This is a genomic window from Bradyrhizobium sp. 26S5, from assembly GCF_036923295.1.
GTDB classification, from domain to species: domain Bacteria; phylum Pseudomonadota; class Alphaproteobacteria; order Rhizobiales; family Xanthobacteraceae; genus Bradyrhizobium; species Bradyrhizobium septentrionale.
Genome location: NZ_CP145948.1, coordinates 200,008 through 225,391 on the forward strand (window position 1 = coordinate 200,008; position 25,384 = coordinate 225,391).

Below are 25,384 nucleotides of genomic sequence, written 5' to 3' on the forward strand. Positions count from 1 at the left end.
GGCTTAGTCTCCTTCGGATGGATCGATCTCGCCACGGCGCGCGCGTTCGGCGGCCAGGCGGTGCTTTTTGGTGTTGGTCGGAGCCGGCTTCGTGCCGGGCGTGTTACCAGGCTTGGGTTTCGGCTTCTGACTCTTCGCGGGATCGCTCTTCCTGGCGTGGGCCGGCTGCGGCGGCGCCAGGCCGAGCTCGCGGCGCAGCTCGCGCTCGGCGGCCTTGCCGCGGCGCATCGATTCCTCGATCAGCTCGTCGGTCAGCACCAGCCGCGCGTCAGAGATGTCTTCCATTACCAGCAGGACCTCGGCGTCCTCGCCGGGGCGCGGATCGTCGCGCTTGATGCGTACCGCATTGCCCTCGACGCCGGCGAGCAGGCCGCGGAACCGCTTGCGGCCCTGATGCGCCACCGCCATCTCGATCTTCACGAGATGACCGGTGTAGCGCTCGAAGTCGGAACGGCGCACCAGCGGGCGGTCGATGCCGGGCGACGAGATCTCCAGCCGGTAGGCGCGCTCGATCGGGTCTGCGACATCGAGCACCGGCGACAGCGCGCGCGAGATCGCCTCGCAATCCTCGAGCTGTATCGTGCCGTCGGGCCGTTCCGCCATGATCTGCACCGTGCAGCCGGCGTCGCCCGAGACCTTGATGCGCACCAGGCGATAGCCCATGCCCTGCAGCACCGGGACCGCGACCGCAGCGACGCGTGCCGCGACCCCGGGCTCGACGACGAGCCGCGGCTCGGCGAGCAGTTCGGTGTCCACGGACGTGGCGGTCGGTTCGGTCATATCCAGTGTCAAAGGCTGTCTGAGGTCCAAAGGCTGCTGAGGTCTGTTGTGTTGTTCAAATGGCCTTAAGTGGCCGCTAACGCTACCCAAACCGAACCCGGCCTCGCTGGGTCCCGTCAGGTAATAAAAAAGAGCGGGTCCCGGGGGGCCCACTCTCCTACGCGATCGTATGAGATACCATAAGTTGCGGTGGATATAGCTCTTTTGCCCGGGGCCGGCAAGGCCTCCGTTTCGGGCGGAACGCGATTTTGCCGCTCCGCGGGGGCAGATTCGACCTAACCCTCCGTTTACGAACGGGACCATAGATTGCCGAAAACCGGCAGAAGCCGCCGGTTTGGACAAGGCTCATGACGACAGCCCCTGCGCTGATCCTGGAACTCGACGACATCGTTCGCCGCGGCGACCCCAAGCGGCGCGCCGAGGCCGCACGGCGGCTCGGCGAGCTGTTCCTGCAGGGCGCCGGGAGCTTTCGCCCCGACCATATCGACCTGTTCGACGGGGTGCTGACCAGCCTGGTCCCGCATGCAGAGCTCGCGGCACGGATCGATCTCGCCGAACGGCTCGCGCCGCTCGCCAATGCGCCGCGGCACCTGGTCGGGCAACTCGCCCGTGAGGATGACGTCGCGATCGCAGGCCCGCTGCTGCGCAAATCACCCGTCATCGACGATCGGGTGCTGGTCGAGATCGCCAATGCCAAGGGCCAGGGTCATCTGCTTGCGATGGCCGAGCGGTCAAGGCTTTCGACCGCACTGACCGATGTCATCATCCGTCGCGGCGATCGCGACGTGATCCGATGCGTCGCCGGCAATGCCGGCGCGGCGTTCTCCGACGATTCCTTTGCGACGCTGGTGCGTCGCGCCGGCCAGGACGGCGTGCTGACGCTGAGGATCGGACGCCGCGACGATCTTCCGCCCGAACATTTGAAGAGCCTGCTGGCCGGCTCGATCGACGTGATCCGCCGCCGGTTGCATAGCGTCGCCAAGCCGGAGCGGCAGGCCGAGATCAAGCTGGCGATGAACGAGATCGAAGGTGTCGTCGCTGAGGTCGTCGGCCGCGATTTCGCAGCCGCGCAGCGCGCGATCCTGGCGCTGCATCGCGCCGGCGAATTGAACGAGGCGGCGGTGGCAGGCTTCGCGAAGGCGTTCAAATACGAGGAATGCGTGGCGGCGCTCGCCGCGATGACCGGCGTGAAGATCGTCACGCTCGACCGCCTGATCTCCGGCGATCGCTACGATCCGATCCTGATCGCCGGCAAGACGATCGGCTTCGAATGGCCGACCGTGCGCGCCCTGATCCTGATGCGGCTCGGCGCCAACCGCGTGCCGTCACCGGCGGATATCGAAGGTGCGCGGGTGAATTTCGTTCGCCTGATGCCGTCGACCGCGCAGCGCGTCGCGGATTTCTGGAAGTCGCGGTAGACACCCCAACAAGCTCTTGATTCCGTCATCCCCGCGCAACGGCTTTGCCGTTGTCGCTGGAGGAGCGCGCTTTTGCGCGCGTCTCGAAGGATGCACGGCCACAGTCGGGCCGTCGACCCTTCGAGACGGCCGCGTTGCGGCCTCCTCAGGGTGACGGTACCAGCAAAACACCTCGCAAACGCAAAGCGTTCCGCTATGCTTTCGGCAAGGCGCGACACAGTGCCAATTGGGAGATCGCCATGCTGACGGACGCCGACATCCAATCGCACGCCGCGCGGATCCGCGACGACGGATACACGGTGATCGAGCGTGCCGCTTCGCCGGAGCTGGTCGAGGGATTGAAAGCGGCGGTGCTGCGGATCGAGAGCGAGCACAATCTCGCACCCGCCCGAACGTCGTTCGAGGGCTTCAAAACGTTGCGCATCAACAACCTCCTGACCTATGACGATCTGTTCTGGGAAGTGCCGCTGCATGAGAACGTGCTGCCGGTGGTCGAACGCGTGCTGGACAAGGAATGCCTGCTGTCGTCGTTCTGCTCGCTGGTGCTCGGCCCCGGCGAGGTGGCGCAGCCGATTCATGAAGACACCCAGTTGATCCCGCTGCCGCGGCCGCACATCCCGATCACGATCAATGCGATCTGGGCGCTGTCGGATTTCCGCGACGACAATGGCGCGACGCGGATCATTCCGCGCAGCCACAAACTCGATTCGTCGCCGGAATACGGCAAGGATTACGACGCCGTCACCGCGACGATGCCGGCCGGCAGCGTGATGCTGTTCGACAGCGCGCTGTGGCACGGCGGCGGCGCCAACACCAGCGACGCCAGGCGCTTTGCGTTCTCCTGCGCCTATTGCTGGGGCTGGATGCGGCAGCAGGAAAATTTGCAGCTCGGGATTCCGCGCGAGACCGCGGCGCGCTTTCCGCGCCGCCTGCAGGAATTGTGCGGCTACAGCGTCTACAAGGGCCAGTTCGGCCACATCGACAATCACGATCCGATCGAGCTGCTCGGTCGCGAGCGCGGCAAGCGCATGGTGTGGGAGGCGACCGACGTCAGGAAGGCGCGGCTGGCCAACCAATAGTCCGCGTCAGAGCCTGCGAAATCGCAGATACGCCGCCTTGCGCCCTTCGCGCTCGGCCTTGGCGCCGTAGCGCGTCATCGTGTAGTTGGGCCACGGCTGCTGCCAGTCGATCGCGCGCTCGGCGAGCCAGGCGAAGTCGGGCGAGCGCATCAGATGTGCGAGCGTCCAGGCGCAATAATCGTCGATGTCGCTGACGAAGCGGAATTCGCCGCCCGGCGGCAGCAATCGTGTCATTGCAGCGACCGTTGCATCCTGCACGAAGCGCCGCTTCCAGTGCCGCCGCTTCGGCCAGGGATCGGGATGTATCAGGTCGATGCGCGCCAGCGCGCGCGGCGGTACCCAGGCCAACAGCTCGGCCGCGTCGCCGGCGAACAGGCGGATGTTGCCGATATTCTGCGCCTCGATCTGAGTCAGGATCTTCGCCATGCCGTTGACATAGGGCTCGCAGCCGATGAAGCCCGTCGCCGGAAATGCCTGTGCTTCTGCGATCAGATGCTCGCCGCCGCCGAAGCCGATCTCGAGTCTGACATCCCCGATCCCGTCATCGAACAATTCGGTCAGCGTCGCAGGCGCGGGAGCCGAGATGTCGACTGCCAGATGCGGCAGTAGCGTGTCGATCAGGTCGGCCTGGTGCGCGCGCAGCTTGTGACCCTTGCGCCGCCCGAAGAACGAGCCGCGCGAATGTGCCATCGCGCCGTCGTCGGATGGATCACGATCATTGTCGTTAGGCGCAGATATCATCGCAGCGTTTGATAGAGGCGGTGGAGCAGCCGCGCGCGCGGCTCGATCGACGAGACATAGAGCTGCTCGTAATGGGTATGCGCGCCCTTGCCGTCGACGCCGAGACCGTCGAGCGTTGCGGTATGCGGCGCGGTGAAATTGCCGTCGGAGCCGCCGCCGGTGAAGACATCGAGCAGCTCGAAGCCGAGTTCGGCGGCAAGCTCCCTGGCATGTTCGTAAAGCGCGGCGCCGGCGTTGCTCTTCTCGTAGGGCGGACGGTTCAATTCGCCTGTCACCTTCACGCCGACGCCCTCGGTGCGCGAGGTGATTCCGAGGATCTTCGGCACCAGCTCGTCGGCGTCGGCGATGGTCGGCACGCGCAGATCGACTTCCGCATAGGCCTCCTCGGCGATCACGTTCGGCTTGGTGCCGCCGCGGACGACGCCGACATTGACGGTGATGCCGCGCTTGAGATCGTTCATCGCCTCCAGCGCCAGGATCACGTGGCCGAGCTCCCGGATCGCGCTGCGGCCGTCCTCGGGGCGCGTGCCGGCATGCGCCGGTGCGCCCTTGATATGCACGTCGAAGCGCGCGACGCCCTTGCGTCCGGTGACGATCTTGCCGCCGTCCCGCGCGGGCTCGGTCACCAGCACATATTTGGCCTTGCGGCCCTCGGCCTCGATCAGCGCCCGCGAGGTCGGGCTGCCGATCTCTTCGTCCGAGACGTAGAGCTGGGTGATGCCGAGCGGGCGCGCGTCAGCGGCGCAAATCTGCCGGAACGCATGATAGGCGAGATAGGCACCGCCCTTCATGTCGTAGATGCCGGGGCCGAACGCGCTGTCGCCTTCGATCTTGAATGGTAACCGGTCGATGAATCCCATCGGATGAACTGTATCGAGATGGCTCAGCACCAGAATGCCAGGTGCGTCCTGCCCCCAGGACGAGCGTGCGACCAAATGATCGCCGCAGCCGTCACGTCCGGCAATGCGCTCGACGGTGGCCGGCAGGTCGCGATATTCAGAGGCCACGAGATCAGCCAGTCTGTTGACCTGATCCGGCCGCTCCGTCGGAGACTCGATCTCGACCCAGCGGCGAATGCCGTCGAGAATCGACGTGGTTTCGAACGGGTTGCTGGACATGTTGTTGTTGCTGCCTGTGAGTTCGCTTTATCATTCAGCGCACGCGAGCATGATCCGGAAAAGTGCGAAGCGGTTTTCCGAAAAGATCATGCTCAAACAACGAGCTAAAGCGCGATGACTGATCGCGCGTTAGCGTGCGCCGGAATGACATATTCCAGATTTGACGATCTCTCAAACGGATATGGCCGGATCAGGCCTGTTCGGACGCCTCGCGCGCCGCGATCTGCTCGACCAGCTCGACGATGCTGCGGCGAAGCTTGGCGTCGGCGATGCGCGTGAAGGCCCGTGTCAGGGCTAGGCCCTCTGCGGTTGCCAGAAAATCGGAGACATAGCTCGGCGAGGCGCCCTCGCTGAAGCCGTCGGCGGTCCTGACGCCGCTCGGGCCGCCGTCGAACAGGAAGGAGACCGGCACCTGCAGGATTTCGGAGATCTGCTGCAGCCGGCTGGCGCCGACACGATTGGTGCCCTTCTCGTATTTCTGCACCTGCTGGAACGTCAGGCCTAACGCCTCGCCCAGTTTCTCCTGACTCATGCCGAGCATGATGCGTCGCATGCGGACGCGGCTGCCGACATATTTGTCAACAGGATTGGGCGCTTTGGTGGACATTTCCAACTCTCCTAAGGGATTGCGCGCCCGTGGCTGAGGCAAGTTGGAAGTGGAGTATGCCTCAGGCGCCGGTGCCGTCAAATCCTGCAAGGAGGATTGGGACGAAATGCGGACAATTTGCGCAAAGGGGCTGACTTGGCTTGTGATTTCGCGTGGACCCGTACAATGCGAAGTGCACGGTCGATCTGTCAACTGGTGGAATCGCGCTGAGGTAAATTTCGACACTTTTTCGGGTTCGGCGACAACTGCCGATATGCGTGGTCAGGCTTTTCGCCTCACAAAACGGCGCCGCAGCACGAACGCCAGCGCTGTGATCACAATCACAGCGGCGGGGATGTTCCCGATGCGCGCATAGATCGTCGGCGGCAGGGCCGTCGGCAGGCCGGCATCGAGCACGCCTTCGATGCCGAGCCCAAGCTGTGCGACGATCCGGCCAACCGGGTCGATGATGGCCGAGACGCCCGTATTGGCGGCACGCACCATCGGCAGGCCTTCCTCGATCGAGCGCAGCCGGGCCTGCTGCAGGTGCTGATAGGGGCCGGTCGAGATTCCGAACCAGCCGTCATTGGTGACATTGACGATCCAGCCGGGCCGGTCATCGCGGCTCACCACATTGCCGGGAAAGATCGCCTCGTAGCAGATCAGGGGCAAAGCGCGCGGCGCATTCGGAATGTCGAGGGTCCGGCGGATGGTGCCCGGAATGTAGCCGCCCTGCATCTTGGTCAGCTGCTCGAAGCCGAGCTTCTCCATCCAGTCCTGGAACGGCAGATATTCGCCGAACGGCACCAGATGCAGCTTGTCGTAGACCGCGAGCACGCTGCCATCATGGTCGATGACGTAGATCGAATTGTAGGCGCGCGTGACGCGGACGCCGGGCGGCAGATCGGGCGCACGCACCGAACCCGTGATCAGCACGGTTCCCTTTGGCAGCAGGTCGGCAATCTGCGCCATCGCGTCGGCTTCCTTGGTCAGGAAGAACGGAAACGCGGATTCCGGCCAGATCAGGATGGTGGAATCGCTCACGCCGGTGGAGTGCGGCCCCGAGGCCCGATCCGACAGAGTGAGATATTTCTGCATCACCGCCGCCTTGGCGGAGTAGTTGAACTTGGCGTCCTGCTGCAAATCGGGCTGCATGATGCGGAGCTTGACGCCGTCGACCATCCTGGTCGGCTCCTGCGCGAGACGGACCGCGCCGAACGCCAGCATCGCCGCCAGAACCAGCACGGCTGCGACCGGTGCGCGCCACGGCTTGCGGCCGCGTGAGGCGCCGTCGATCAGCACGGCTGGGCTTGCGAAGATCGCGACCGCCAGGAACGTCATGCCCCACAGCCCGATCAGCGACGCGGTCTGGGCGAGCGCCAATGGTTCGGTCAGCGCGTAGCCGAACGCATTCCACGGAAAGCCACTCAGGAGATGACCGCGCAGCCACTCCGATATCGTCAGGCTGACCGCGAGCGCCAGCACGCGCGAGGCGTCGCGCGGCCAGATCAGCCGCGCCAGCGCGAAACCGAAGGCGGTGAACAGCGCAAGATAGGCCGGCAGGCCGAGCACGGCGAACGGCGTCAGCCAGGCGAAGGTCTGCGCATCGACGAAGAACGCGTAGCCGATCCAGTACAGGCCCGGCACGAAATAGCCGAGGCCGAACCAGAAGCCGGACAGCGCCGCCGCGGGCACGCCGCGCCAGCGTCCGGCAGCAGCGCCGTCGATCAGCCAGACCGCGATGGAGAAGGTCAAAAAAAGAACCGGCCAGGCGTTGAACGGCGCCATCGCCAGCGACGACAGCGCGCCGGCCGTGAGCGCGAGGACGGCGCGCTTCCATCCCCAGGTCAGGATGACCGCAAGGCCGATCGATCGGAGCCTGTCGGAGAGCCTCACTGCGGTCCGGCTCCCTCGCCGGGCGGCGGCAAATTGTCATTCGCCTGTGGCGTTCCGGAGTCCGGGGACTGCTCGCGGCGCCGCTCGCGCTCCTTGCGCGGCGTCGGCCGTTCCTTGCGCGCGCTGATTCGCACCCGCTTGACCCGTCGCGGATCGGCGTCGAGCACCTCGACCTCGTAATTGCCGGGCCCCGAGATCACCTCGCCGCGCACCGGCAGCCGGCCGACAAACGACACCAGATAGCCGCCGAGCGTCTCGACCTCCTCGCCGGCCTCGCCGATCACGAAATCATCGCCGATCACCGAGCGGACATCGTCGAGGCTGGCGCGCGCGTCGGCGATAAAGGAGTTGTCGGCCTGGCGAACGATCGACGGCGGCTCGTCCGAATCGTGCTCGTCGTCGATCTCGCCGACGATCTGCTCGACGATATCCTCGATCGACACCAGCCCGTCGGTACCGCCATATTCGTCGACCACCAGCGCGAGATGGATGCGCGAGGCCTGCATCTGCGCCAAGAGGTCGATCGCGCGCATCGACGGCGGGATGTAGAGCAGCTTGCGGATGATATTGGCGTCCGCCAGCGGCAACGCGAGATCGACCGTGCGCAGGTCGAGGCCCGCCGGGAACGGCTTCTTGCGCCGCGTCTTGGTCGCATCGGTGACCCGCGCCTTCGCGGTCATGAAGGCGAGCAAATCGCGGATGTGCACCATACCCTCGGGATCGTCGAGGGTTTCGTTGTAGACGACGAGCCGCGAATGCGCCGCGCTCTCGAACAGGCTCATCAATTCGCCGAGCGGAATGTCGCGCTTGACTGCGACGATGTCGGCGCGGTGCACCATGACGTCGGCGATCCGGCGCTCATTCAGCGACAGGATGTTGCGCAGCATGGTGCGCTCGATCGCCGAGAAGCCGACGTCGTCGGGCGTCGAGGCGTCGAGCACTACCTGCAGGTCGTCGCGCACCGAGCCGGCTTTCCAGCCGAACAGCGTGCGGATCGCGCGCACCAGCCAGCCCTCGGCGGCGGGACGCTGCACCTCGCCTTCGTGCACGACGGCGGGCAGGTTGCCCACGTTGCGCGGATTGTCGTGCGTTGGTTCGGAATCCGGCATGTCAGGCGGTCCGATCCGCATAGGGGTCGGGAATGCCGAGAGAAGAGAGGATCTCGCGCTCGAGCGCCTCCATGTCCTCGGCATCGTCGTCGTTCTCGTGGTCGTAACCGATCAGATGCAGGAAGCCATGCACCGCGAGATGGCTCAAATGATGGTCGAACGGTCTCTGTTCTTCATCGGCCTCCCGCCGCGTCGTCTCATAGGCGATCGCGATATCGCCGAGCATGCGCGGGGCATCGTCCTCGCCGCCGGCGCCTTCGGGCTGCAGCGCCGGAAACGACAGTACGTTGGTCGGCTTGTCGATGCTGCGCCAGTTGGCGTTCAGCGTGCGGATGCCGGCGTCGTCGGTCAGCATCACTGCAAGCTCGGCGTCTGCGACATCGGCATCGGCGATCGCGGCGGCAGCCTCGATCGCGCGATGGATCACCGCGTCGGCGTCGGGCTCGGCCTGCCAGCAGTCGGCGGTGACGAGAACCTCGGTTGCAGGAAGAGCAGACACGGTCGTTTCAAAATCTGCGTTATGGCCGGAACCCGCGTCGTGCGGGCTCGCGGCCGAAGCAATTGGTCTCAAGATCTGGCGTTTGCCGGCTTTTGCGGCAATCCCTCATAGGCGGCCACGATGCGCGCCACCAATTCATGGCGGATGACGTCCTCGGCCTTGAAATGCACCTGGGCAATGCCCTCGACGCCATCGAGCAGCTTCACGGCTTCCGTGAGCCCCGAAGCCTGGCCATGCGGCAGGTCGACCTGCGACGGGTCGCCGGTGACGATCATCCGGCTGTTCTCGCCAAGACGTGTCAAGAACATCTTCATCTGCATCGTCGTGGTGTTCTGCGCCTCGTCGAGGATGATGGCGGCATTGGTCAGGGTGCGGCCGCGCATGAAGGCGAGCGGCGCGATCTCGATCTCGTTGCCCTGCAGCGCGCGTTCGACCACGCGGGCATCCATCAGATCGTACAGCGCGTCGTAGATCGGGCGCAGATACGGATCGACTTTCTCCTTGAGGTCGCCGGGCAGGAAGCCGAGCCGCTCGCCGGCCTCGACCGCAGGCCGGGTCAGGATGATGCGATCGACCTCCTTGCGCTCGAACAATTGCGCCGCATGAGCGACCGCGAGCCAGGTCTTGCCGGTGCCGGCCGGACCGACGCCGAACACCAGCTCGTGCCGCTTCAGCGCGCGGATGTAGGAGTCCTGCGCCGCGGTGCGGGCGCGCACCGGACGCTTGCGCAGATTGATGGTCTCGAAAGTCGGCTTGGCGGTCTTGTTGTCGAACTCGAACAGCGATCCCTGTGCGATCACGGCGCGGATCGCGCCTTCGACCTCGCCCTGATCGAGATCGTGCCCCTCGACGGCCTGCGCATAGAGCGTCTCGAGCACGCGCCGCGCGGCGTCGCAGCCGTCGCGGGAGCCTGCGATGGTGAGGTGATTGCCGCGGGAATCGACCACGACGCCGAGCCGCCGCTCGATCAGCGCCAGATTCTGTCCGTAGGGGCCGACCAGTGCGGATGCGGCGCGGTTGTCGTCGAAATCGATGACGACCTGGGTCTCAGGTGGAATTTGCATGTCGCGGTCAGGTTTGCGGCTGGGAGCAAGCGAAGGCGAATCCGATGCGCTTTTGGGCAAGGATTTCAGGCTCCAATGGTCTGCGAGATGAAATTTGGTGCGGCTGTCGTGGCCAGCTCGCCGATCAGGCTGTAACGCTCGAGGCTGTCGATCCTCACGGAGCGGACCTGGCCGATAATGTCGGGCGATGCCATCACATGGGCGGGCTGCAGATAGGCGGTGCGGCCGACGATCTGGCCCGGATTGCGCGCGGCGCGCTCGAACAGCACTTCCACCGTCGTGCCGATCGCGGCCCGGTTGAAGGCCGACTGCTGGCTGTCGATCAGTTCCTGAAGCCGCCCCAAGCGTTCGTCCATCTCGGCTGCTGACACCGTCTCCCGCATCTCCGCCGCCGGCGTGCCCGGCCGTGGCGAATACTTGAATGAATATGCCGTAGCGTACCCGATTTGCGTGACAAGCGCGAGAGTGGCGGAAAATTCTTCCTCAGTCTCTCCGGGGAAGCCCACGATAAAATCTGATGAAAAAGCAATGTCTTGCCGCGCGGCACGGAACCGGTCGATGACGCGCCGGTAGTCATCGGCGGTATGTTTGCGGTTCATGGCCGCGAGGATACGGTCCGCCCCCGATTGCACCGGCAGGTGCACGAACGGCATCAGCTCGGGCAAATCGCGATGTGCCGCGATCAGTTCGTCGTCGACGTCGCGGGGATGGCTGGTCGAATAGCGCAGCCGTGTGACGCCGGGAATGGTGGCGAGCCGCTGCAACAATTTGCCGAGCGGCCAGACGCGGCCATCGGGACCCTCGCCGTGATAGGCGTTGACGTTTTGTCCGATCAGCGTGAATTCGCGCACGCCGTTGTCGGCGAGCTGCTTGACGTCGTCGATGATCCTGGCGACCGGACGCGAGACTTCCGCGCCGCGCGTATAGGGCACCACGCAGAAGGTGCAGAACTTGTCGCAACCTTCCTGCACCGTGACGAAGGCGGAGATGCCGCGGGCGCGGATCGCCTCCGGCTTCGGCTGCGGCAGGAAGCCGAACTTGTCCTCGACCGGGAATTCGGTTTCCAGCGCACGGCCGTTTTGTTTGGCGCGCTTCACCAGTGCGGGCAGATGATGATAGCTCTGCGGCCCGACCACGATGTCGACGGTCGGCGCGCGATGGATGATCTCGGCGCCCTCGGCCTGCGCGACGCAGCCGGCAACCGCGATCTTCATCTCGCGGCCCTGGCGCGCGGCCTCATCCTTGGCGACCCGGAGCCGGCCGAGCTCGGAATAGACCTTCTCCGACGCCTTCTCGCGGATGTGGCAGGTGTTGAGGATCACGAGGTCGGCGTCATCGGCGCTCGCGGTCTCGACAAAGCCCTCGCTGGCCAGCGTGTCCACCATGCGCTGCGCATCGTAGACGTTCATCTGGCAGCCATAGGACTTGATGTGCAGCTTGCGCGGCGTCGTCATGGAACCCTGAATGCGGAAAGGAAACGGCGCCGTCGGGGCGCCGGGGCTGAAATATAGCCTAAACCGGCGAAAAGCCAGCGGTCCAACCCGTCATTCCGGGATGGTCCGAAGGACCAGACCCGGAATCTCGAGATTCCGGGTTCGCTCCCTACGGTCGCGCCCCGGAATGACGGAGTGGGCTCAGCCGGCGATCTGGACTTCAGCCCCGATTCTAGCGATCAAATCGGGCAATTGGCGCATATCGGCGAATGTGACGGCGGCGCCGGCCTGACGCAGCAGGTCCTCATGATCAGCCGTGCAATGGCTGCCGCCGTGGAAACCGAGCACGGTCATCCCGGCGGCGCGGGCGCCGGTGACGCCGGCCACGCTGTCCTCGATCACGACGCAGCGCGAAGGGCTCGCGCCCATCTGGGCGGCCGCGAACAGGAAGAGATCGGGCGCTGGCTTGCCGCGTTTGACCTGCGTGGCGGAGAAGATATGCGGCGCGAGCTGGTCGTAGAGCCCCGCGCAGGTCAGGCCGTGATGGATCTTTTCCGGCGTGCCGCTCGACGCCACGCATTTCGGCAAATCGAGCGCGGCGATCGCGTCGCCGACATGCGCGATGGCGCTGAGATCGTCGGCATAGAGACTGAGTGTCGCATGCTTGACCTCGGCCTCGAAGGTGTCGGGCAACGCACGGCCGATTTCACTCTCCACGATCCGCCGTGCCTCGCGGTCGGAGACGCCGAGGAAACGCTTCAGCACGCCATCCGGCGTGATCGGAAAGCCGTGACGGGTCAGCGTTTCCGCATGCGCACGACAGGAGATCACCTCGCTGTCGACCAGCACGCCGTCGCAATCGAAGATGACGAGATCGAAGCCCACCCGGTTTACGACTTGCTGTCTTCGTCGAGCGGGACGCAATAAAGCTCGAGACGGTGATCGACCAGCTTGTAGCCGAGCTTGCGCGCGATCTCGGCCTGCAGCTTCTCGATTTCCTCGGAGGTGAACTCGATCACCTTGCCGTCGCGCAGGTTGATCAGGTGGTCGTGATGGCTCTCGGGCATCTGCTCGTAGCGCGCGCGGCCCTCGCGGAAGTCGTGACGCTCGATGATGCCGGCGTCCTCGAACAGCTTGACGGTGCGATAGACCGTCGAGATCGAGATCTTGTCGTCGACCGCGACGCAGCGACGGTACAGCTCCTCGACATCAGGGTGATCCATGGCCTCCGCCAGCACCCGCGCAATCACGCGGCGCTGTTCGGTCATGCGCATACCGGTCGCGGCGCAGCGCGCCTCGATGCCGGTATTTTTATGCGCAGGCGGGATTTTCACCGTGGTCATGGGTTTCGGCCGTATTCTTCAAACCTTGGGTGGCAGAGCGGGGCCTTTTCTGCCATCGCGCGGATGTTACGACAAGTCGCGCCGCATCAGAAGCGCGTTCAAATGTTCCCCGCCGGGCTGCTTGTAATAGCGTTCGCGGCGGCCGATCACGCCGAATCCGGCCCTTTCATAGAGCCGCCGCGCCGGCTGATTGTTCTCTTCCACCTCGAGGAAGATGGTGCGGATGCCGCGGCCGGCAAGGTGGCCGAGATGGGTCAAGAGCAGGTCGCGCGACAGGCCGCGCCCGCGCTGATTGGAATCGATCGCAATCGACAGGATTTCCGCTTCGTCCGCCGCCATCCGCGACACGGCAAAGCCGATCACCTTGCGCCCCTGCCGCAGCCGGTGCACCAGCGTGTTGCGCTCGGTCAGCATCGCCTCGAATTCGCCTTCGCCCCAGCCGCGGTGAAACGACGCGCCGTGCAATTGCGCGAGCCGCGCCGCGTCACGCAGGGATGCGGGCTCGACCGCGGGCGTGCCGCCGCCCCACCATCGTGACAGCCAGCCGGTCATGTCGATGGCGGCGTGCTGACTTCGAGGCGATCCTTCGGCGGCTTCGCGTCGGGTGCGCGCAGATAGAACGGCCGCGGTGGTGCAGTGTCGGGATCGACGGCCGCGCCGACCCAGGCAACCCAGGTAATGTCAGGCGCTGGCTGCCTGTCGACCTTGACCGGCGGCGTGGCGTCCGCAGGCCAGCGCTCGGCAAGGATATTGGCGGCGTTGCCGACCAGATGCAGCGCGCCGAACTGTGCGGCCTCGAGCGCTTCCGCGATCGGCGCAACCTTTGGCTTGAGCATCAAGCTGCCGTCGCCGCCCACCAGCTGGAAATAGACGTGGTCGTGCCGCGCATCGATCGCCGACAGGATCGCGTGCTCGCCATTCTCGGCAACCACGGGCGCGGCGTAGGCCGCGAGCGTCGACAGCCCGACCGCCGGCTTTTCCGCTGACAGCGCGAGGCCACGCGCTGCCGAGAGGCCGACGCGGAGGCCTGTGAAACTGCCGGGGCCGGTGGTGACGGCGATGCGGTCAAGCCCTGCAAAGCCGATGCCGCTCTCTTTCATCACCCGAGCGATCAGCGGCATCAGCGCCTCGGCATGGCCGCGCTGCATCGCCTGGGATTCGATGGCGATGGTATTGCCTGAGGTGGTGTCGAGCACCGCCGCGGAGCAGGCGTCGAGCGCGGTATCGATCGCGAGAATCATCATGGGAGGGCGAATAGCGAATAGGGAATGGCGAATTGGCAATTACAGGAGAACGCTATTTGCCATTCGCAACGCGCCATTCGCCGCTCCATCACATCGGCCGGACTTCCTGCACGTCGGGCACGAAGTGCCGCAGCAGGTTCTGGATGCCGTGTTGCAAGGTTGCGGTCGATGACGGGCAGCCGGCGCAGGAGCCCTTCATGTTGAGATAGACGATGCCGTCCTTGAAGCCGCGGAAGGTGATGTCGCCGCCGTCATTGGCGACTGCCGGGCGCACGCGGGTCTCGATCAGGTCCTTGATCTGCTCGACCGTCTCGGCGTCTGCCTCGTCGAAGAACTCGTCTTCCTCATCGCGTGCGTCGTCGCTGCGAGCGGTGCCGTCGGCGAGCAGCGGCGCGCCGGACATGTAGTGCTCCATGATCGCGCCGAGGATCGCGGGCTTGAGGTGCTGCCAGTCGCCGTCCGCCTTCGTGACGGTGACGAAGTCGGCGCCGTAGAACACGCCGGTGACGCCGGAAACGGCGAACAGCCGTTCAGCGAGCGGTGAGCGGCGCGCCGACTCGGCCGAGGAAAACTCCATGGTGCCGCTGTCGAGCACCGTGCGGCCCGGAATGAACTTCAGGGTGGCGGGATTGGGCGTGGCTTCGGTCTGGATGAACATTTGCTATCTCCGGCGTCGCCGGTTCAAGGCCGGCGCGTTGGGTTCCGTTATAGCGTTTTCGAGCGAATTGGTACCGGTTCGCGTGAAGAAAACGCGTCAAATCAAGGAGTCAGATGGCAATTAAAAAGCCCGCGATCAAGCCGCAAAACCGCGGTTCCGAGCCCGCATCCATGCTCTGGAGCGGTTTCGGGTCCGATAACGCTAGGACAGGGCGTCGATCTCGGCGTCGGTCAGGCCCCCGGGCACGATGGTCACCGGGATCGGGAACGCTCCCATGGTCTTGGCCATGGTGGTGATGATCGGCCCGGGCCCCTCGGCGCCCGGATTGGCCGCCAGCACCAGCATCGCGATATCGACGTCCTTGTCGATCACGTCGAGGATCTGCTCGGTCGGGTCGCCCTCGCGAATCACCCGCTCCGGGGTGATCGCGGCGATGCCGTTGGCGCGGCCGGCGGCGCGGTCGAGCGCCTCATTGGCGGCCTCCTCGGCCTCCGCGCGCATGATGTCGGCCACCCCGAGCCATTGCTGGTTCTGGTCCTCGGTCTCGATCACCCGCAGCATCAGGACGCCGCCGCCGACCCGGATTGCCCACCGGCTGGCGTAATAGACCGCGCGGTCCCATTCCGCCGTGTCGTCAACGATGACGAGGCATTTCGGCTTGTGACCTGTCTCGTAGCTTCGTCGCTGGGTGGTCATGCATGTCCCGGTGCTGAACCAAACCAACCCATGCTGCCACACTCCCTCCCTGTTGGGGAGAGGGAGCGCGTAGTCTTGCCTTGCGTGTCAGCGCGGGCGGATGAAGCCGACGATGTCCTTGGTGATGCGCATGGTCTCGTCGGCGATGCCGCGGGCGCGGTTGGCGCCGTCGGCCAGCACCGCGTCGACATGGCCGGGATCGGCCACCAGCTTCTTCATCTCGGAGGCGATCGGCGCCAGTTTTGCGACGCACACCTCGACCAGCGCGTTCTTGAAGCTGGAGAATTGCCCGCCGCCGAACTGCGTCAGCACCTCCTGCTTGGAGACGCCGGCGAGCGCGGCATAAATGCCGACCAGATTGTCGGCCTCGGGCCGCGTCTCCAGGCCCTTTTCCTCCGACGGCAGCGGCTCCGGATCGGTCTTCGCCTTGCGGATCTTCTGCGCGATGGTGTCGGCGTCGTCGGTGAGGTTGATGCGCGAATTGTCCGACGCGTCCGATTTCGACATCTTCTTGGTGCCGTCGCGCAGGCTCATCACCCGGGTCGCCGGTCCCGTGATCAGCGGCTCGGGCTGCGGGAAGAGCAGGCCGTCGGCAAAGCCGTGGCCGCGGATCGAATCCGCGAAGTCGTTGTTGAATTTCTGCGCGATATCCCGCGACAGCTCCAGATGCTGCTTCTGGTCCTCCCCGACCGGCACATGGGTGGCGCGGTACAGCAGGATGTCGGCGGCCATCAGCACCGGATAATCGTAGAGGCCGATGGAGGCGTTCTCGCGGTCCTTGCCGGCCTTCTCCTTGAACTGCGTCATGCGGTTCAGCCAGCCGATCCGGGCGACGCAGTTGAAGATCCAGGTCAGCTCGGCATGGCCGGCGATCTGGCTCTGGTTGAACACGATGTGTTTCCTGGCATCGATGCCCGAGGCGATGAAGGCGGCGGTCACCTCGCGGGTGTTGCGCGCGAGCTCGGCCGGGCCGCCCCAGACCTCAACGCCCTGCGTGATCGCATGCATGTCGACGACGCAATAGATGCAGTTATGGGTCTGCTGCATCTTCACGAAGTTGACGATGGCGCCGAGATAGTTGCCGAGGTGCAGATTGCCCGTCGGCTGGACGCCTGAGAAAACCCGTTCAACGAACGCCATGGTGTCGATTCCCGGAAATGGGGCTGCTTTTGCGGCGTCGTTTGCCATTTAAGCACCGTCCGCGCAAGTCAGGCGGGGCGCCTTTGCCTGACGGCGTTAACCGCCTCGCGCCAGCCGGTGACGCCGAAAAGCTGCAAGAACAGCCCGTAGCCGGCAATACCGGCTGCGATCAGGGCGAGGAGGGAGGCGGCCTGCACCAAACCGTGGCTGCCCGTCGGCAGGGCACCCGCCGTGAGCCACAGCAGCACGCCCATCGCAAGCGCCGCGCCCAGGATGCGCGGCAGCCGGCGGCGCGCGTCGGCGTCGATCGAGAAGCCGAAGCTCGCGGCGCCCTTGCGGGTCAGCGCCAGCGCATTGCTCCAGGCGCCGAGCGCAATGCCCGCGGCAATTCCGCTCGCCCCGAAGATATGGCCGAACAGGAAGGCGGCCGCGATCGCGACCACAATGGCCTTCAGCGTCGCAAACAGCGGCGTCAGCGTGTCCTCGCGCGCAAAGAACGCCGGCGACAGCGCCTTCACCAGCACATGCGCCGGCAGCGCGAGCGTCAGCCAGACCAGGGCCTGCGCGGTGGCCGCGGTATCCGCTGCGGTGAACGCGCCATGCTCGAACAGCATCCGCACGATCGGGCCGCTCAGCACCATCAGGCCGAGCGTCGCCGGCAGCGCCAGCCCGGCCGCAAGCTCCAGCGCGCGCGATTCGGCATGCGCGATTGCGATGGGTTCGCCGCTGCGCACGGCGCGCGTCATCTCCGGGATCAGCACGCTGCCCATCGCGACGCCGACAATGCCGAGCGGCAGCTCGAGCAGGCGGTTGGCGAAATAGAGCCAGGACACCGCCGACGGCGAGGTCGATGCGATCACCGCGCCGGCCACCATGAGCCATTGCGGCGCGCTGCTCGCGACCATACCGGGGATCGCGCGGCCGAGAAAGCCGCGCATCTCTGGATCGAAGGAGACGCGCAGCGGCGAGGCGAGTTTTGCGCCGCGCAGCGCCAGCATCGAGAGCTGCAGGAAGCCGGCAACGCCGATGGTTGCCGCCATCACCAGCGCAGCCTGCACCGCCTCCTGCTGCCGCACCAACAGCACGGCCATCACTGAAATCAGCGCGATGTTGAACAACAGCGGCGAGAACGCGGTCAGCGCAAAGCGGCCCTGCGCGTTGAGCAGCGCCATCATCACGGTGACCGGGCCGGCGAAGGCGAGATAGGGTAGCATCAGCCTGGCGGCGTCGACGGCGAATTGCAGTGTGTCGCGGCCGACGAAACCCGGTGCGATCGCCGCGATCACCAGCGGCATCACGACGCCGATCACGAGCGCAGCCGTGATCACAGCGGCGCTGACGGTGCCGAGCACGCGGCCGGCAAAGGCGCGCGCCGCCGCGTCGCCATCGCTGTCGCGAACCTTGAGCCAGGCCGGCACCAGCGCAGCATTCAACCCGCCCTCGGATAACAGCCGCCGCACCACATTGACCAGCTGAAACGCTGCCAGGAACGCATCCGCCACCGGCCCAGCGCCAAGCAGCGCCGCGATCACGGAATCGCGCACGAAGCCGAGCAGTCGCGAGGCCAGCGTTCCCGAGGAGACGGTGAGGAAGGAGCGGAACATGGGGTCTGTATAGCAGTCGCAGGTATTGCTTCCAGTAGTGCCCTCTCAAACCCGTCATCCTGAGGTGCGAGCGGAGCGAGCCTCGAAGGATGGACGGCCCCACTCTGGCCGATTCATCCTTCGAGGCTCGCCGAAGAGGCTCGCACCTCAGGATGACGGAACATAGAGCCCTGCTTGCTGCCCCGAGGCGTAACGTGATAGGTCGCGGCTCTTGTTGGGTGGCGTTAACACAGGGCAGGTCTATGGCTGACGCAAAATATGACGTTCTCGGGATCGGCAATGCGATCTTCGACGTGCTGGTGCAAACCGACGAGGCATTCCTTGCCCGTCACGGCATGACCAAGGGCTCGATGCAGCTGATCGATGAAGCGCGCGCCACCGCGATCTACGGCGATATGGGCGTGGCGACCGAGGTGTCGGGCGGCTCGGCTGCGAACACCATCGTCGGCGTCGGCAATCTCGGCGCCCGCGCCGCCTATGTCGGCAAGGTGAAGGACGACCAGATCGGCCGGCTCTATGTCCACGACATCCGCGCCGCCGGCGTCACCTTCGACACCGCGCCGGCCAAGGCCGGCCCGGCCACCGGCTGCTGCTACATCCTGGTGACGCCGGACGGCGAGCGCACCATGAACACCTATCTCGGCGCCGCGCAGGACCTGACGCCCGACGATATCGATCCGGCGCAGATCGCAGCCGCCAGCATCATCTATCTCGAAGGCTATCTCTGGGATCCGAAGAACGCCAAGGACGCCTTCGTGAAGGCGGCGACGATCGCGCACGGCGCCGGCCGTCAGGTCGCGCTGACGCTGTCGGATTCGTTCTGCGTCGATCGCTACCGCGACGAATTCCTCGATCTGATGCGCAAGGGCATTGTGGACCTGGTGTTCTCCAACGAATCCGAGCTGCACTCGCTGTACCAGACCGCGGACTTCGACACCGCGCTGAAACAGTTCGGCAAGGACACCAAGCTCGGTGTCGTGACCCGCAGCGAGAAGGGCTGCGTGGTCGTCTCGAAGGATGGCGTCGTGTCAGCGCCGGCCTATCCGATCGACAGACTCGTCGACACCACCGGCGCCGGCGACCTGTTCGCCGCCGGCTTCCTGGTCGGTCTCGTGCGCAATGTCGGCCATGAGAACGCCGGCCGTCTCGGCGCGCTCGCGGCGGCCGAAGTGATCCAGCACATCGGCGCCCGGCCGCTGGTGTCGCTGAAGGATCTGGCGAAGGGGAAGGGGCTGCTGGTTTAAGCGCCGATCTTTTCTTGCCTCGCCCCGCTTGCGGGGAGAGGCCGGAACGCATCGCATGATGCGTTCCGGGTGAGGGGGGCTTCCGCGTACTCATTGCCTACGAATTTGCGGAGGCGGCCCCTCACCCCAACCCTCTCCCCGCAAGAGCGGGGCGAGGGAGAAGAGACATCACGCCGTCTTCGCCGCCTTCAGCCCGAGCCGCTTCTCCACCGCATCGCGCATCACGAATTTCTGGATCTTCCCGGTCACCGTCATCGGGAATTCCTCGACGAATTCGACATAGCGCGGGATCTTGTTGTGGGCGATCTGGCCCTGGCAGAAGGCGCGGACTTCGTCGGCAGTCAGCGTCTCGCCTTGGCGGACCCTGACCCAGGCGCACAGTTCCTCGCCATAACGCTGGTCGGCGACGCCAAAAATCTGCACGTCCTGGATCTTCGGATGCCGGTAGAGGAATTCCTCGATCTCGCGCGGATAGAGATTCTCGCCGCCGCGGATCACCATGTCCTTGATGCGGCCGACGATGTTGCAATAGCCCTCGTCGTCGATCACGGCGAGGTCGCCGGTGTGCATCCAGCCATTGGCGTCGAGCACGTCGGATGTCTTTTCCTTCTCGTCCCAATAGCCGAGCATGATGCTGTAGCCGCGGGTGCAGAGCTCGCCGCGTCCGCCGCGCGGCACCACCTTGCCGTCGAGGTCGACGACCTTGACCTCGACATGCGGATGGATGCGGCCGACGGTGGAGACGCGGCGCTCCAGGGGATCGTCGGTCGCGCTCTGGAAACTCACCGGGCTGGTTTCGGTCATGCCGTAGGCGATCGTCACCTCGCGCATGTTCATCTCGGTGTTGACGCGCTTCATCACCTCGATCGGGCAGGGCGCGCCGGCCATGATGCCGGTGCGCAGCGACGACAGATCGAAGCGCGCGAAGTCCGGATGGTCGAGCTCGGCGATGAACATGGTCGGCACGCCGTACAGCGTGGTGCATTTCTCCTGCGCGACCGTCGCAAGCGTCGCCAGCGGATCAAAACCTTCGCCGGGGTAGACCATGGTGGTGCCGAGCGTGACCGAGGCGAGATTGCCCATCACCATGCCGAAGCAGTGATAGAGCGGCACCGGAATGCAGATGCGGTCCTGCTCGGTCAGGCGCATGGCGCGACCGGTGAAATAGCCGTTGTTGAGGATGTTGTGGTGGGTCAGCGTCACGCCCTTCGGTGAGCCCGTGGTGCCGCTGGTGAATTGAATGTTGACCGGATCGTCGAACTGCAGGCTGTCGCCGAGCGCCGCAAGCTGCTCGCGATGGCGCTCGCCGCCCATCTGTGACACCTGCTCGAACGGAATGGTGCCTGGTGCCGCCGGGCCGCCGATCTGGATCACGGCGCGCAATTGCGGCAGCCGCACCGATCGCAACTGGCCGGGCTCCGATGACGCAAGCTCGGGCAGCAGCGTGTTCAGCATCTCCATATAGGCAGAGGTCTTGAACGCTGTCGCCGTCACGATCGCGGCGCAGCCGACCTTGCCGAGCGCGAATTCGAGCTCACTCAGCCGATAGGCCGGATTGATGGTGACGAGGATCAGTCCGGCTTTCGCGGCGGCGAATTGCGTCAGCGTCCATTCCGGCCGGTTCAGCGACCAGATGCCGATCCGCTCGCCGCGTGTCAGCCCGAGCGCAAGGAAGCCTGCCGCCAGTGCCTCGACGTGACAGGCGAATTCGTTCCAGGTCCAGCGCACATTGTGGCTGGGCGAGACCAGCGCCTCGCGGTCGCCCCAGCGCACCCGTGCGCGGTCGAGGCTGCGGCCGATGGTTTCACCGAGCAGCGGCGTATCGGAAATGCCGCAGACATAGCTGTCTGCTTTGGGTGCCAGGGTCCCGGGTGCCAAGATCGTCCTCCTCGTGTTCGTGTAGCCGCACTTTTTTGTGCAATCTTAGTCGTTTGGCGCCGACAGGACAGGCCCGACCTATGGCGGGCATGAAAAATCCCTCCCCGCGAGGGGAGGGATTTTCCGCTGCTTGATCGGAACCTCAGGCCGCCCGCTGTCCGCTGCCGGCGTCGAGCCCGGCATAGATGCCCTTCTCGAAGCCTGCGAAGGCCTCCAGGCTGTGCTTGTCGGCGAACGGCAGCAGCTGGGTCAGGATCACGCCGCAGACGTCGCGCGACGGATCGATCCAGTAATAGGTGTTGGCAAGGCCCGCCCAGGCGAGGCTGCCGGGGCTGCGGCCTTCCGGCGTCTTGGCGGTGTTGATCAGGAAGCTCAGCCCCCACTTCTTCACCTGATCGGGATAGAGGTCGACGTCGTTGGTGTAGGGCGGTGCCGCCGTCGTCATCTTGACGACATTGATGTCGCCCATCTGGTTCTGCCCCATGGCCGCGATAGTCTCGGCCTTCAGCAGCTGGTTGCCGTTGCCTTTGCCCTTGTTGAGGATCATCTGGCAGAACTTGATGTAGTCGGCCGCGGTCGAATACAGGCCGCCGCCACCCATGTGGAATTCAGGGTTCTGCTCGAGCTCGAACGGGATTGCCGCCAGCGCGCCGTCCTCGCCGCGCGCATGCATGCCGACCAGCCGCTTGCGCATGTCGTCGGAAATCTTGAAGCCGGTCTCGCTCATGCCGAGCGGCGCGAACATGTTGTCACGCAAATAAGCATCGAGCTTCTTGCCGCTCGCCGCCTCCACGGCCTTGCCGACGAAGTCGATATTGATGCCATATTCCCAGCGTGTGCCGGGCTCGTTGGTGAGCGGCGTCTTCAGCGCGGCATTGAGGCACGAGATGATCCCGGGCGTGCCGGTCTTTTCCATGTATTTGCCCATGTCGGCGTTCCACAGGTCGTAGCAGAAGCCGGCGGTGTGGGTCATGAGTTGGCGCAGCGTGATCGGCGTTTTCGCCGGCCGCAGCTTTGGCTCGCCCTTGGCGTCGAAGCCTTCCAGCACCTGCGGTGCGGCGAGATCGGGCAGCAGCTTGCCGATCGGCTCATCGAGCGAGAGTTTGCCCTGCTCGACCAGTTGCATCGCGCCCGCGCAGGTCACCGCCTTGGTCATCGAGGCGATCCAGAACACGCTGTCCGCCGTCATCGGATCGCTCTTGGAGAGGTCGCGGTTGCCGAACGCGCCCTGGTAGATCACGTCCTTGCCGGTGGCCGCGATTGCGACGACGCCGGGAATCTCCTTTGCCTCGCTCTTCTGACGCAATACCTGATCGATCTGAGCCTTGCTTTGCATTGGGGGCTTCCTCCGGTGGGGTTTATTGTTTTGAAGTGGGCGGATCATCCTCCCGCTTTTCCGCTCCCGCAAGGCGGGCGCGCTGCGATGATGTCGCGATGTCGTGAAGGCAGGAGCCGCGACGGGCGGCCTTGCCTTGAGCCTTTTCCGTTCCGATTGCATCGGAACGGGGCTCTAGATTTTTGTTTTGACGCGTTTTCTTCACGCGAACCGGTGTCCACTTCGCTCGAAAACGCTAACGGATGTTCACCACGCGCGCAGATTTTGTGGTGGACTCCGCGCAAGTCCGGGTGACCTCTGGGGCGGGCCACGGTAACGTGATCGGCAAATTGATTTTCGCACGTGATTTTTTGCAATAACGCATTCAGATCGTTGCACAAACGGTGCGGCGGATTGGGATGGATTTGACGAAAAGATTCGTCATTTCCCGCCTTGCGGGGACGCAACAAATGATTTCGACATGGAGTGAATGGAAGCGCTACCCGCGGCCGGGCCGCGGCGAGAATATCGAGGCGCCGATCAGCCCGGGTCTTTACGAAGTCCGCTACGCAGGTACCGGTGCACTGCACTCGTTCGAGGCAGTCGATAATGTCGCACAGGCGCTGGCGCTGCTGCAGACCGGCGCCAAATCCTGGTTCGGCCGCCGCGATGCGCGGGCGCAGGCCGACCTCGAATACCGCACCTGCGCGACGTCGACCAAGGCGAATGCCAAGGCCGCCGCCGAGCGCATGATCGGCCGCCGCGAAACCTATATGTCCGGCGGCGCGCTCTGACCGCGCGCAACGCCGCGTAACTCCGCGCCAGCTCTCCCTATTCCTCGACGCAGGGTCGCGCCCGCCGCCGGTGCATCGCGGCGCGTTCCAGCCTATATAGGCCGCGAATACGCCCAAGAGAAAATCCCGGGAAATTCGAGTAAATCCAAGGAAATTCGAGGAGTAACGCCATGACCCCGCCCGTTGCCGCACGCGCCACGCAATCCGCAGCCTCCCTCCAGGACCGCCTGAAAGATCCGTCGCTGCTGCGCGACCGCTGCTACATCGACGGCGCCTGGGTCGGCACGCCAGAATTTGCCGTCAACAATCCGGCTACCGGCGTCGTACTGATCAAGATCCCGCAGCTCAGCGCCGATGACGCGACCCGCGCCGTCGAGGCCGCCGAGCGCGCATTCCCGGCCTGGGCCAAGCTGACCGCCAAGCAGCGCTCCAACATTTTGCGCAAATGGTTCGACCTGATCATCGCCAACCGCGAGGACCTCGCGCTGATCCTGACCTCCGAGCAGGGCAAGCCGCTGGCGGAAGCGCTCGGCGAAGTCGATATCGGCGCCGCCTATGTCGAATTCTTCGCGGAGGAAGCCCGCCGCGTCTACGGCGAGACCATCCCGACCCAGCGTCCGGATGCCCGCCTGCTGGCGATCCGGCAGCCGATCGGCGTCTGCGGCGCCATCACGCCGTGGAATTTCCCGAACTCGATGATCACGCGAAAGGTCTCGCCGGCGCTGGCCGCGGGCTGCACGGTGGTGCTGAAGCCCGCCAACGAGACGCCGCTGTCGGCGCTCGCGCTCGCTGTGCTGGCCGAGAAGGCCGGCGTGCCCAAGGGTGTGCTCAACATCGTCACCGGTGATGCGCCGCCGATCGGCAAGGTGCTGTGCGAACATCCGGCGGTGCGCTTCGTCGGCTTCACCGGTTCGACCAACGTCGGCAAGATCCTGTACCGGCAGGCGTCGGTCGGCGTGAAGAAGCTCGGCCTCGAGCTCGGCGGCAACGCGCCCTTCGTGGTGTTCGACGATGCCGATATCGATGCCGCCGTCGAAGGCGCCATCGTCTCGAAGTATCGCAACATGGGTCAGACCTGCGTCTGCGCCAATCGCATCTATGCCCAGGACAAGATCTACGATCAGTTCGTCGCGAAGCTGTCGAAGAAGGTCGCGGAGATGAAGATCGGTGACGGCACCGAGCAAGGCGTAACCCAGGGCCCGCTGATCAACATGAAGGCGATCGAAAAGGTAGAGCGCCATATTGCCGATGCCGTGAAGGGCGGCGCCAAGATCGTGACCGGCGGCAAGCGCTCATCGCTCGGCCGCAGCTTCTTCGAGCCGACCGTGCTGTCGGATGTGCGGCCCGACGCGCTTGTTGCGCAGGAGGAAACCTTCGGTCCGCTCGCGCCGGTGATCCGCTTCAAGGAGGAAGCCGATGTGATCGCAATGTGCAACGCCTCGCCGTTCGGCCTCGCTTCCTACTTCTATTCGCGCGACATCGGCCGCGTCTGGCGCGTCGCCGAAGCGCTGGAGTCGGGCATGGTCGGCGTCAACTCCGGCCTGATCACGACCGAGGTGGCGCCGTTCGGCGGCGTCAAGGAAAGCGGTCTCGGCCGCGAAGGCTCGCGCCACGGCATGGATGAATATGTCGAGATCAAATACGTGATGATGGCGGGGGTCTGATCCGCGACATCGCATGCCGAACGAGTCGATCGCGTTGTGACACCAGTCGGCTGGTGTCGCGTCAGGGGGCGGCTGCCGATT

General features: G+C 65.1%; 24 protein-coding genes. 5 read left to right on the forward strand and 19 right to left on the reverse strand.

Going from position 1 to position 25,384, the window contains the following annotated elements; all coding sequences use genetic code 11:
• Positions 1-3: 3 nt before the first annotated feature.
• Complete coding sequence (rimP, locus tag V5279_RS00930; RefSeq protein ID WP_338694289.1) at positions 4-780, reverse strand: ribosome maturation factor RimP; 777 nt, start codon at positions 778-780, stop codon at positions 4-6.
• 347 nt (positions 781-1,127) lie between these two features.
• Here rimP and V5279_RS00935 point away from each other — a divergent pair, with 347 nt between their 5' ends.
• Both V5279_RS00935 and V5279_RS00940 read left to right on the forward strand, forming a co-directional pair.
• Positions 1,128-2,198, forward strand: coding sequence for a DUF2336 domain-containing protein (locus tag V5279_RS00935; protein WP_338694291.1), 1,071 nt, complete (start codon positions 1,128-1,130; stop codon positions 2,196-2,198).
• A gap of 239 nt (positions 2,199-2,437) precedes the next feature.
• Complete coding sequence (locus tag V5279_RS00940; RefSeq protein ID WP_338694294.1) at positions 2,438-3,277, forward strand: phytanoyl-CoA dioxygenase family protein; 840 nt, start codon at positions 2,438-2,440, stop codon at positions 3,275-3,277.
• A gap of 6 nt (positions 3,278-3,283) precedes the next feature.
• On the opposite strand, the gene V5279_RS00945 is transcribed toward V5279_RS00940, so the two are convergent.
• The 16 genes from V5279_RS00945 to murJ form a co-directional block, all read right to left on the reverse strand.
• Complete coding sequence (locus V5279_RS00945) at positions 3,284-4,018, reverse strand: tRNA (guanine(46)-N(7))-methyltransferase TrmB (RefSeq protein ID WP_414645887.1); 735 nt, start codon at positions 4,016-4,018, stop codon at positions 3,284-3,286.
• Entirely contained in the window at positions 4,015-5,136 is a 1,122-nt protein-coding gene (locus V5279_RS00950) for a M20 family metallopeptidase (protein ID WP_338694296.1), read from the reverse strand. Before V5279_RS00950 ends, V5279_RS00945 begins: the two co-directional genes overlap by 4 nt.
• Before the next feature lie 190 nt (positions 5,137-5,326).
• A complete protein-coding gene (locus V5279_RS00955; protein ID WP_338694297.1) occupies positions 5,327-5,743 on the reverse strand; it encodes a helix-turn-helix transcriptional regulator in 417 nt (138 codons plus the stop codon).
• Between the two features lie 261 nt (positions 5,744-6,004).
• The gene (gene lnt / locus V5279_RS00960; RefSeq protein ID WP_338694298.1) at positions 6,005-7,618 is read right to left on the reverse strand and encodes an apolipoprotein N-acyltransferase; all 1,614 of its coding nucleotides are present in this window, start codon (positions 7,616-7,618) and stop codon (positions 6,005-6,007) included.
• A complete protein-coding gene (locus tag V5279_RS00965) occupies positions 7,615-8,727 on the reverse strand; it encodes a hemolysin family protein (protein WP_338694299.1) in 1,113 nt (370 codons plus the stop codon). Before V5279_RS00965 ends, lnt begins: the two co-directional genes overlap by 4 nt.
• Before the next feature lies 1 nt (position 8,728).
• On the reverse strand, positions 8,729-9,226 hold the full coding sequence (gene ybeY / locus V5279_RS00970; protein WP_338694301.1) for an rRNA maturation RNase YbeY: 498 nt from the start codon (positions 9,224-9,226) through the stop codon (positions 8,729-8,731).
• Positions 9,227-9,294: 68 nt separating this feature from the next.
• Entirely contained in the window at positions 9,295-10,290 is a 996-nt protein-coding gene (locus tag V5279_RS00975) for a PhoH family protein (RefSeq protein WP_029082426.1), read from the reverse strand.
• Positions 10,291-10,355: 65 nt separating this feature from the next.
• The gene (miaB, locus tag V5279_RS00980) at positions 10,356-11,744 is read right to left on the reverse strand and encodes a tRNA (N6-isopentenyl adenosine(37)-C2)-methylthiotransferase MiaB (protein ID WP_338694303.1); all 1,389 of its coding nucleotides are present in this window, start codon (positions 11,742-11,744) and stop codon (positions 10,356-10,358) included.
• 180 nt (positions 11,745-11,924) lie between these two features.
• Positions 11,925-12,608, reverse strand: a complete 684-nt coding sequence (locus V5279_RS00985; protein ID WP_166299975.1) for an HAD family hydrolase — start codon at positions 12,606-12,608, stop codon at positions 11,925-11,927.
• A gap of 5 nt (positions 12,609-12,613) precedes the next feature.
• Complete coding sequence (locus V5279_RS00990) at positions 12,614-13,066, reverse strand: Fur family transcriptional regulator (protein ID WP_029082423.1); 453 nt, start codon at positions 13,064-13,066, stop codon at positions 12,614-12,616.
• Between the two features lie 66 nt (positions 13,067-13,132).
• On the reverse strand, positions 13,133-13,618 hold the full coding sequence (gene rimI / locus V5279_RS00995; RefSeq protein WP_166299973.1) for a ribosomal protein S18-alanine N-acetyltransferase: 486 nt from the start codon (positions 13,616-13,618) through the stop codon (positions 13,133-13,135).
• A complete protein-coding gene (gene tsaB / locus V5279_RS01000; protein ID WP_166299971.1) occupies positions 13,615-14,310 on the reverse strand; it encodes a tRNA (adenosine(37)-N6)-threonylcarbamoyltransferase complex dimerization subunit type 1 TsaB in 696 nt (231 codons plus the stop codon). Before tsaB ends, rimI begins: the two co-directional genes overlap by 4 nt.
• Before the next feature lie 88 nt (positions 14,311-14,398).
• The gene (locus V5279_RS01005; RefSeq protein ID WP_338694307.1) at positions 14,399-14,968 is read right to left on the reverse strand and encodes a NifU family protein; all 570 of its coding nucleotides are present in this window, start codon (positions 14,966-14,968) and stop codon (positions 14,399-14,401) included.
• Between the two features lie 201 nt (positions 14,969-15,169).
• Positions 15,170-15,664, reverse strand: coding sequence for a universal stress protein (locus V5279_RS01010; RefSeq protein ID WP_024584584.1), 495 nt, complete (start codon positions 15,662-15,664; stop codon positions 15,170-15,172).
• An 87-nt stretch (positions 15,665-15,751) separates the two neighbouring features.
• A complete protein-coding gene (gene trpS / locus V5279_RS01015; protein WP_338694310.1) occupies positions 15,752-16,804 on the reverse strand; it encodes a tryptophan--tRNA ligase in 1,053 nt (350 codons plus the stop codon).
• Positions 16,805-16,872: 68 nt separating this feature from the next.
• On the reverse strand, positions 16,873-18,408 hold the full coding sequence (gene murJ, locus V5279_RS01020; RefSeq protein WP_338694312.1) for a murein biosynthesis integral membrane protein MurJ: 1,536 nt from the start codon (positions 18,406-18,408) through the stop codon (positions 16,873-16,875).
• 242 nt (positions 18,409-18,650) lie between these two features.
• Between murJ and V5279_RS01025 the strand changes: the two genes are divergently transcribed.
• Entirely contained in the window at positions 18,651-19,652 is a 1,002-nt protein-coding gene (locus V5279_RS01025) for an adenosine kinase (protein ID WP_338694314.1), read from the forward strand.
• Positions 19,653-19,820: 168 nt separating this feature from the next.
• Here the strand turns inward: V5279_RS01025 and V5279_RS01030 are convergent, their stop codons facing one another.
• Both V5279_RS01030 and V5279_RS01035 read right to left on the reverse strand, forming a co-directional pair.
• A complete protein-coding gene (locus V5279_RS01030) occupies positions 19,821-21,515 on the reverse strand; it encodes an AMP-binding protein (RefSeq protein ID WP_338701770.1) in 1,695 nt (564 codons plus the stop codon).
• A 157-nt stretch (positions 21,516-21,672) separates the two neighbouring features.
• Positions 21,673-22,866, reverse strand: coding sequence for a serine hydrolase domain-containing protein (locus tag V5279_RS01035; RefSeq protein WP_338694316.1), 1,194 nt, complete (start codon positions 22,864-22,866; stop codon positions 21,673-21,675).
• Positions 22,867-23,315: 449 nt separating this feature from the next.
• On the opposite strand from V5279_RS01035, the gene V5279_RS01040 reads away from it, so the two are divergent.
• Both V5279_RS01040 and V5279_RS01045 read left to right on the forward strand, forming a co-directional pair.
• Positions 23,316-23,639, forward strand: a complete 324-nt coding sequence (locus V5279_RS01040; protein WP_338694321.1) for a hypothetical protein — start codon at positions 23,316-23,318, stop codon at positions 23,637-23,639.
• A 170-nt stretch (positions 23,640-23,809) separates the two neighbouring features.
• Positions 23,810-25,303, forward strand: a complete 1,494-nt coding sequence (locus V5279_RS01045; RefSeq protein ID WP_338694323.1) for an NAD-dependent succinate-semialdehyde dehydrogenase — start codon at positions 23,810-23,812, stop codon at positions 25,301-25,303.
• The last annotated feature ends 81 nt before the right edge of the window (positions 25,304-25,384 follow it).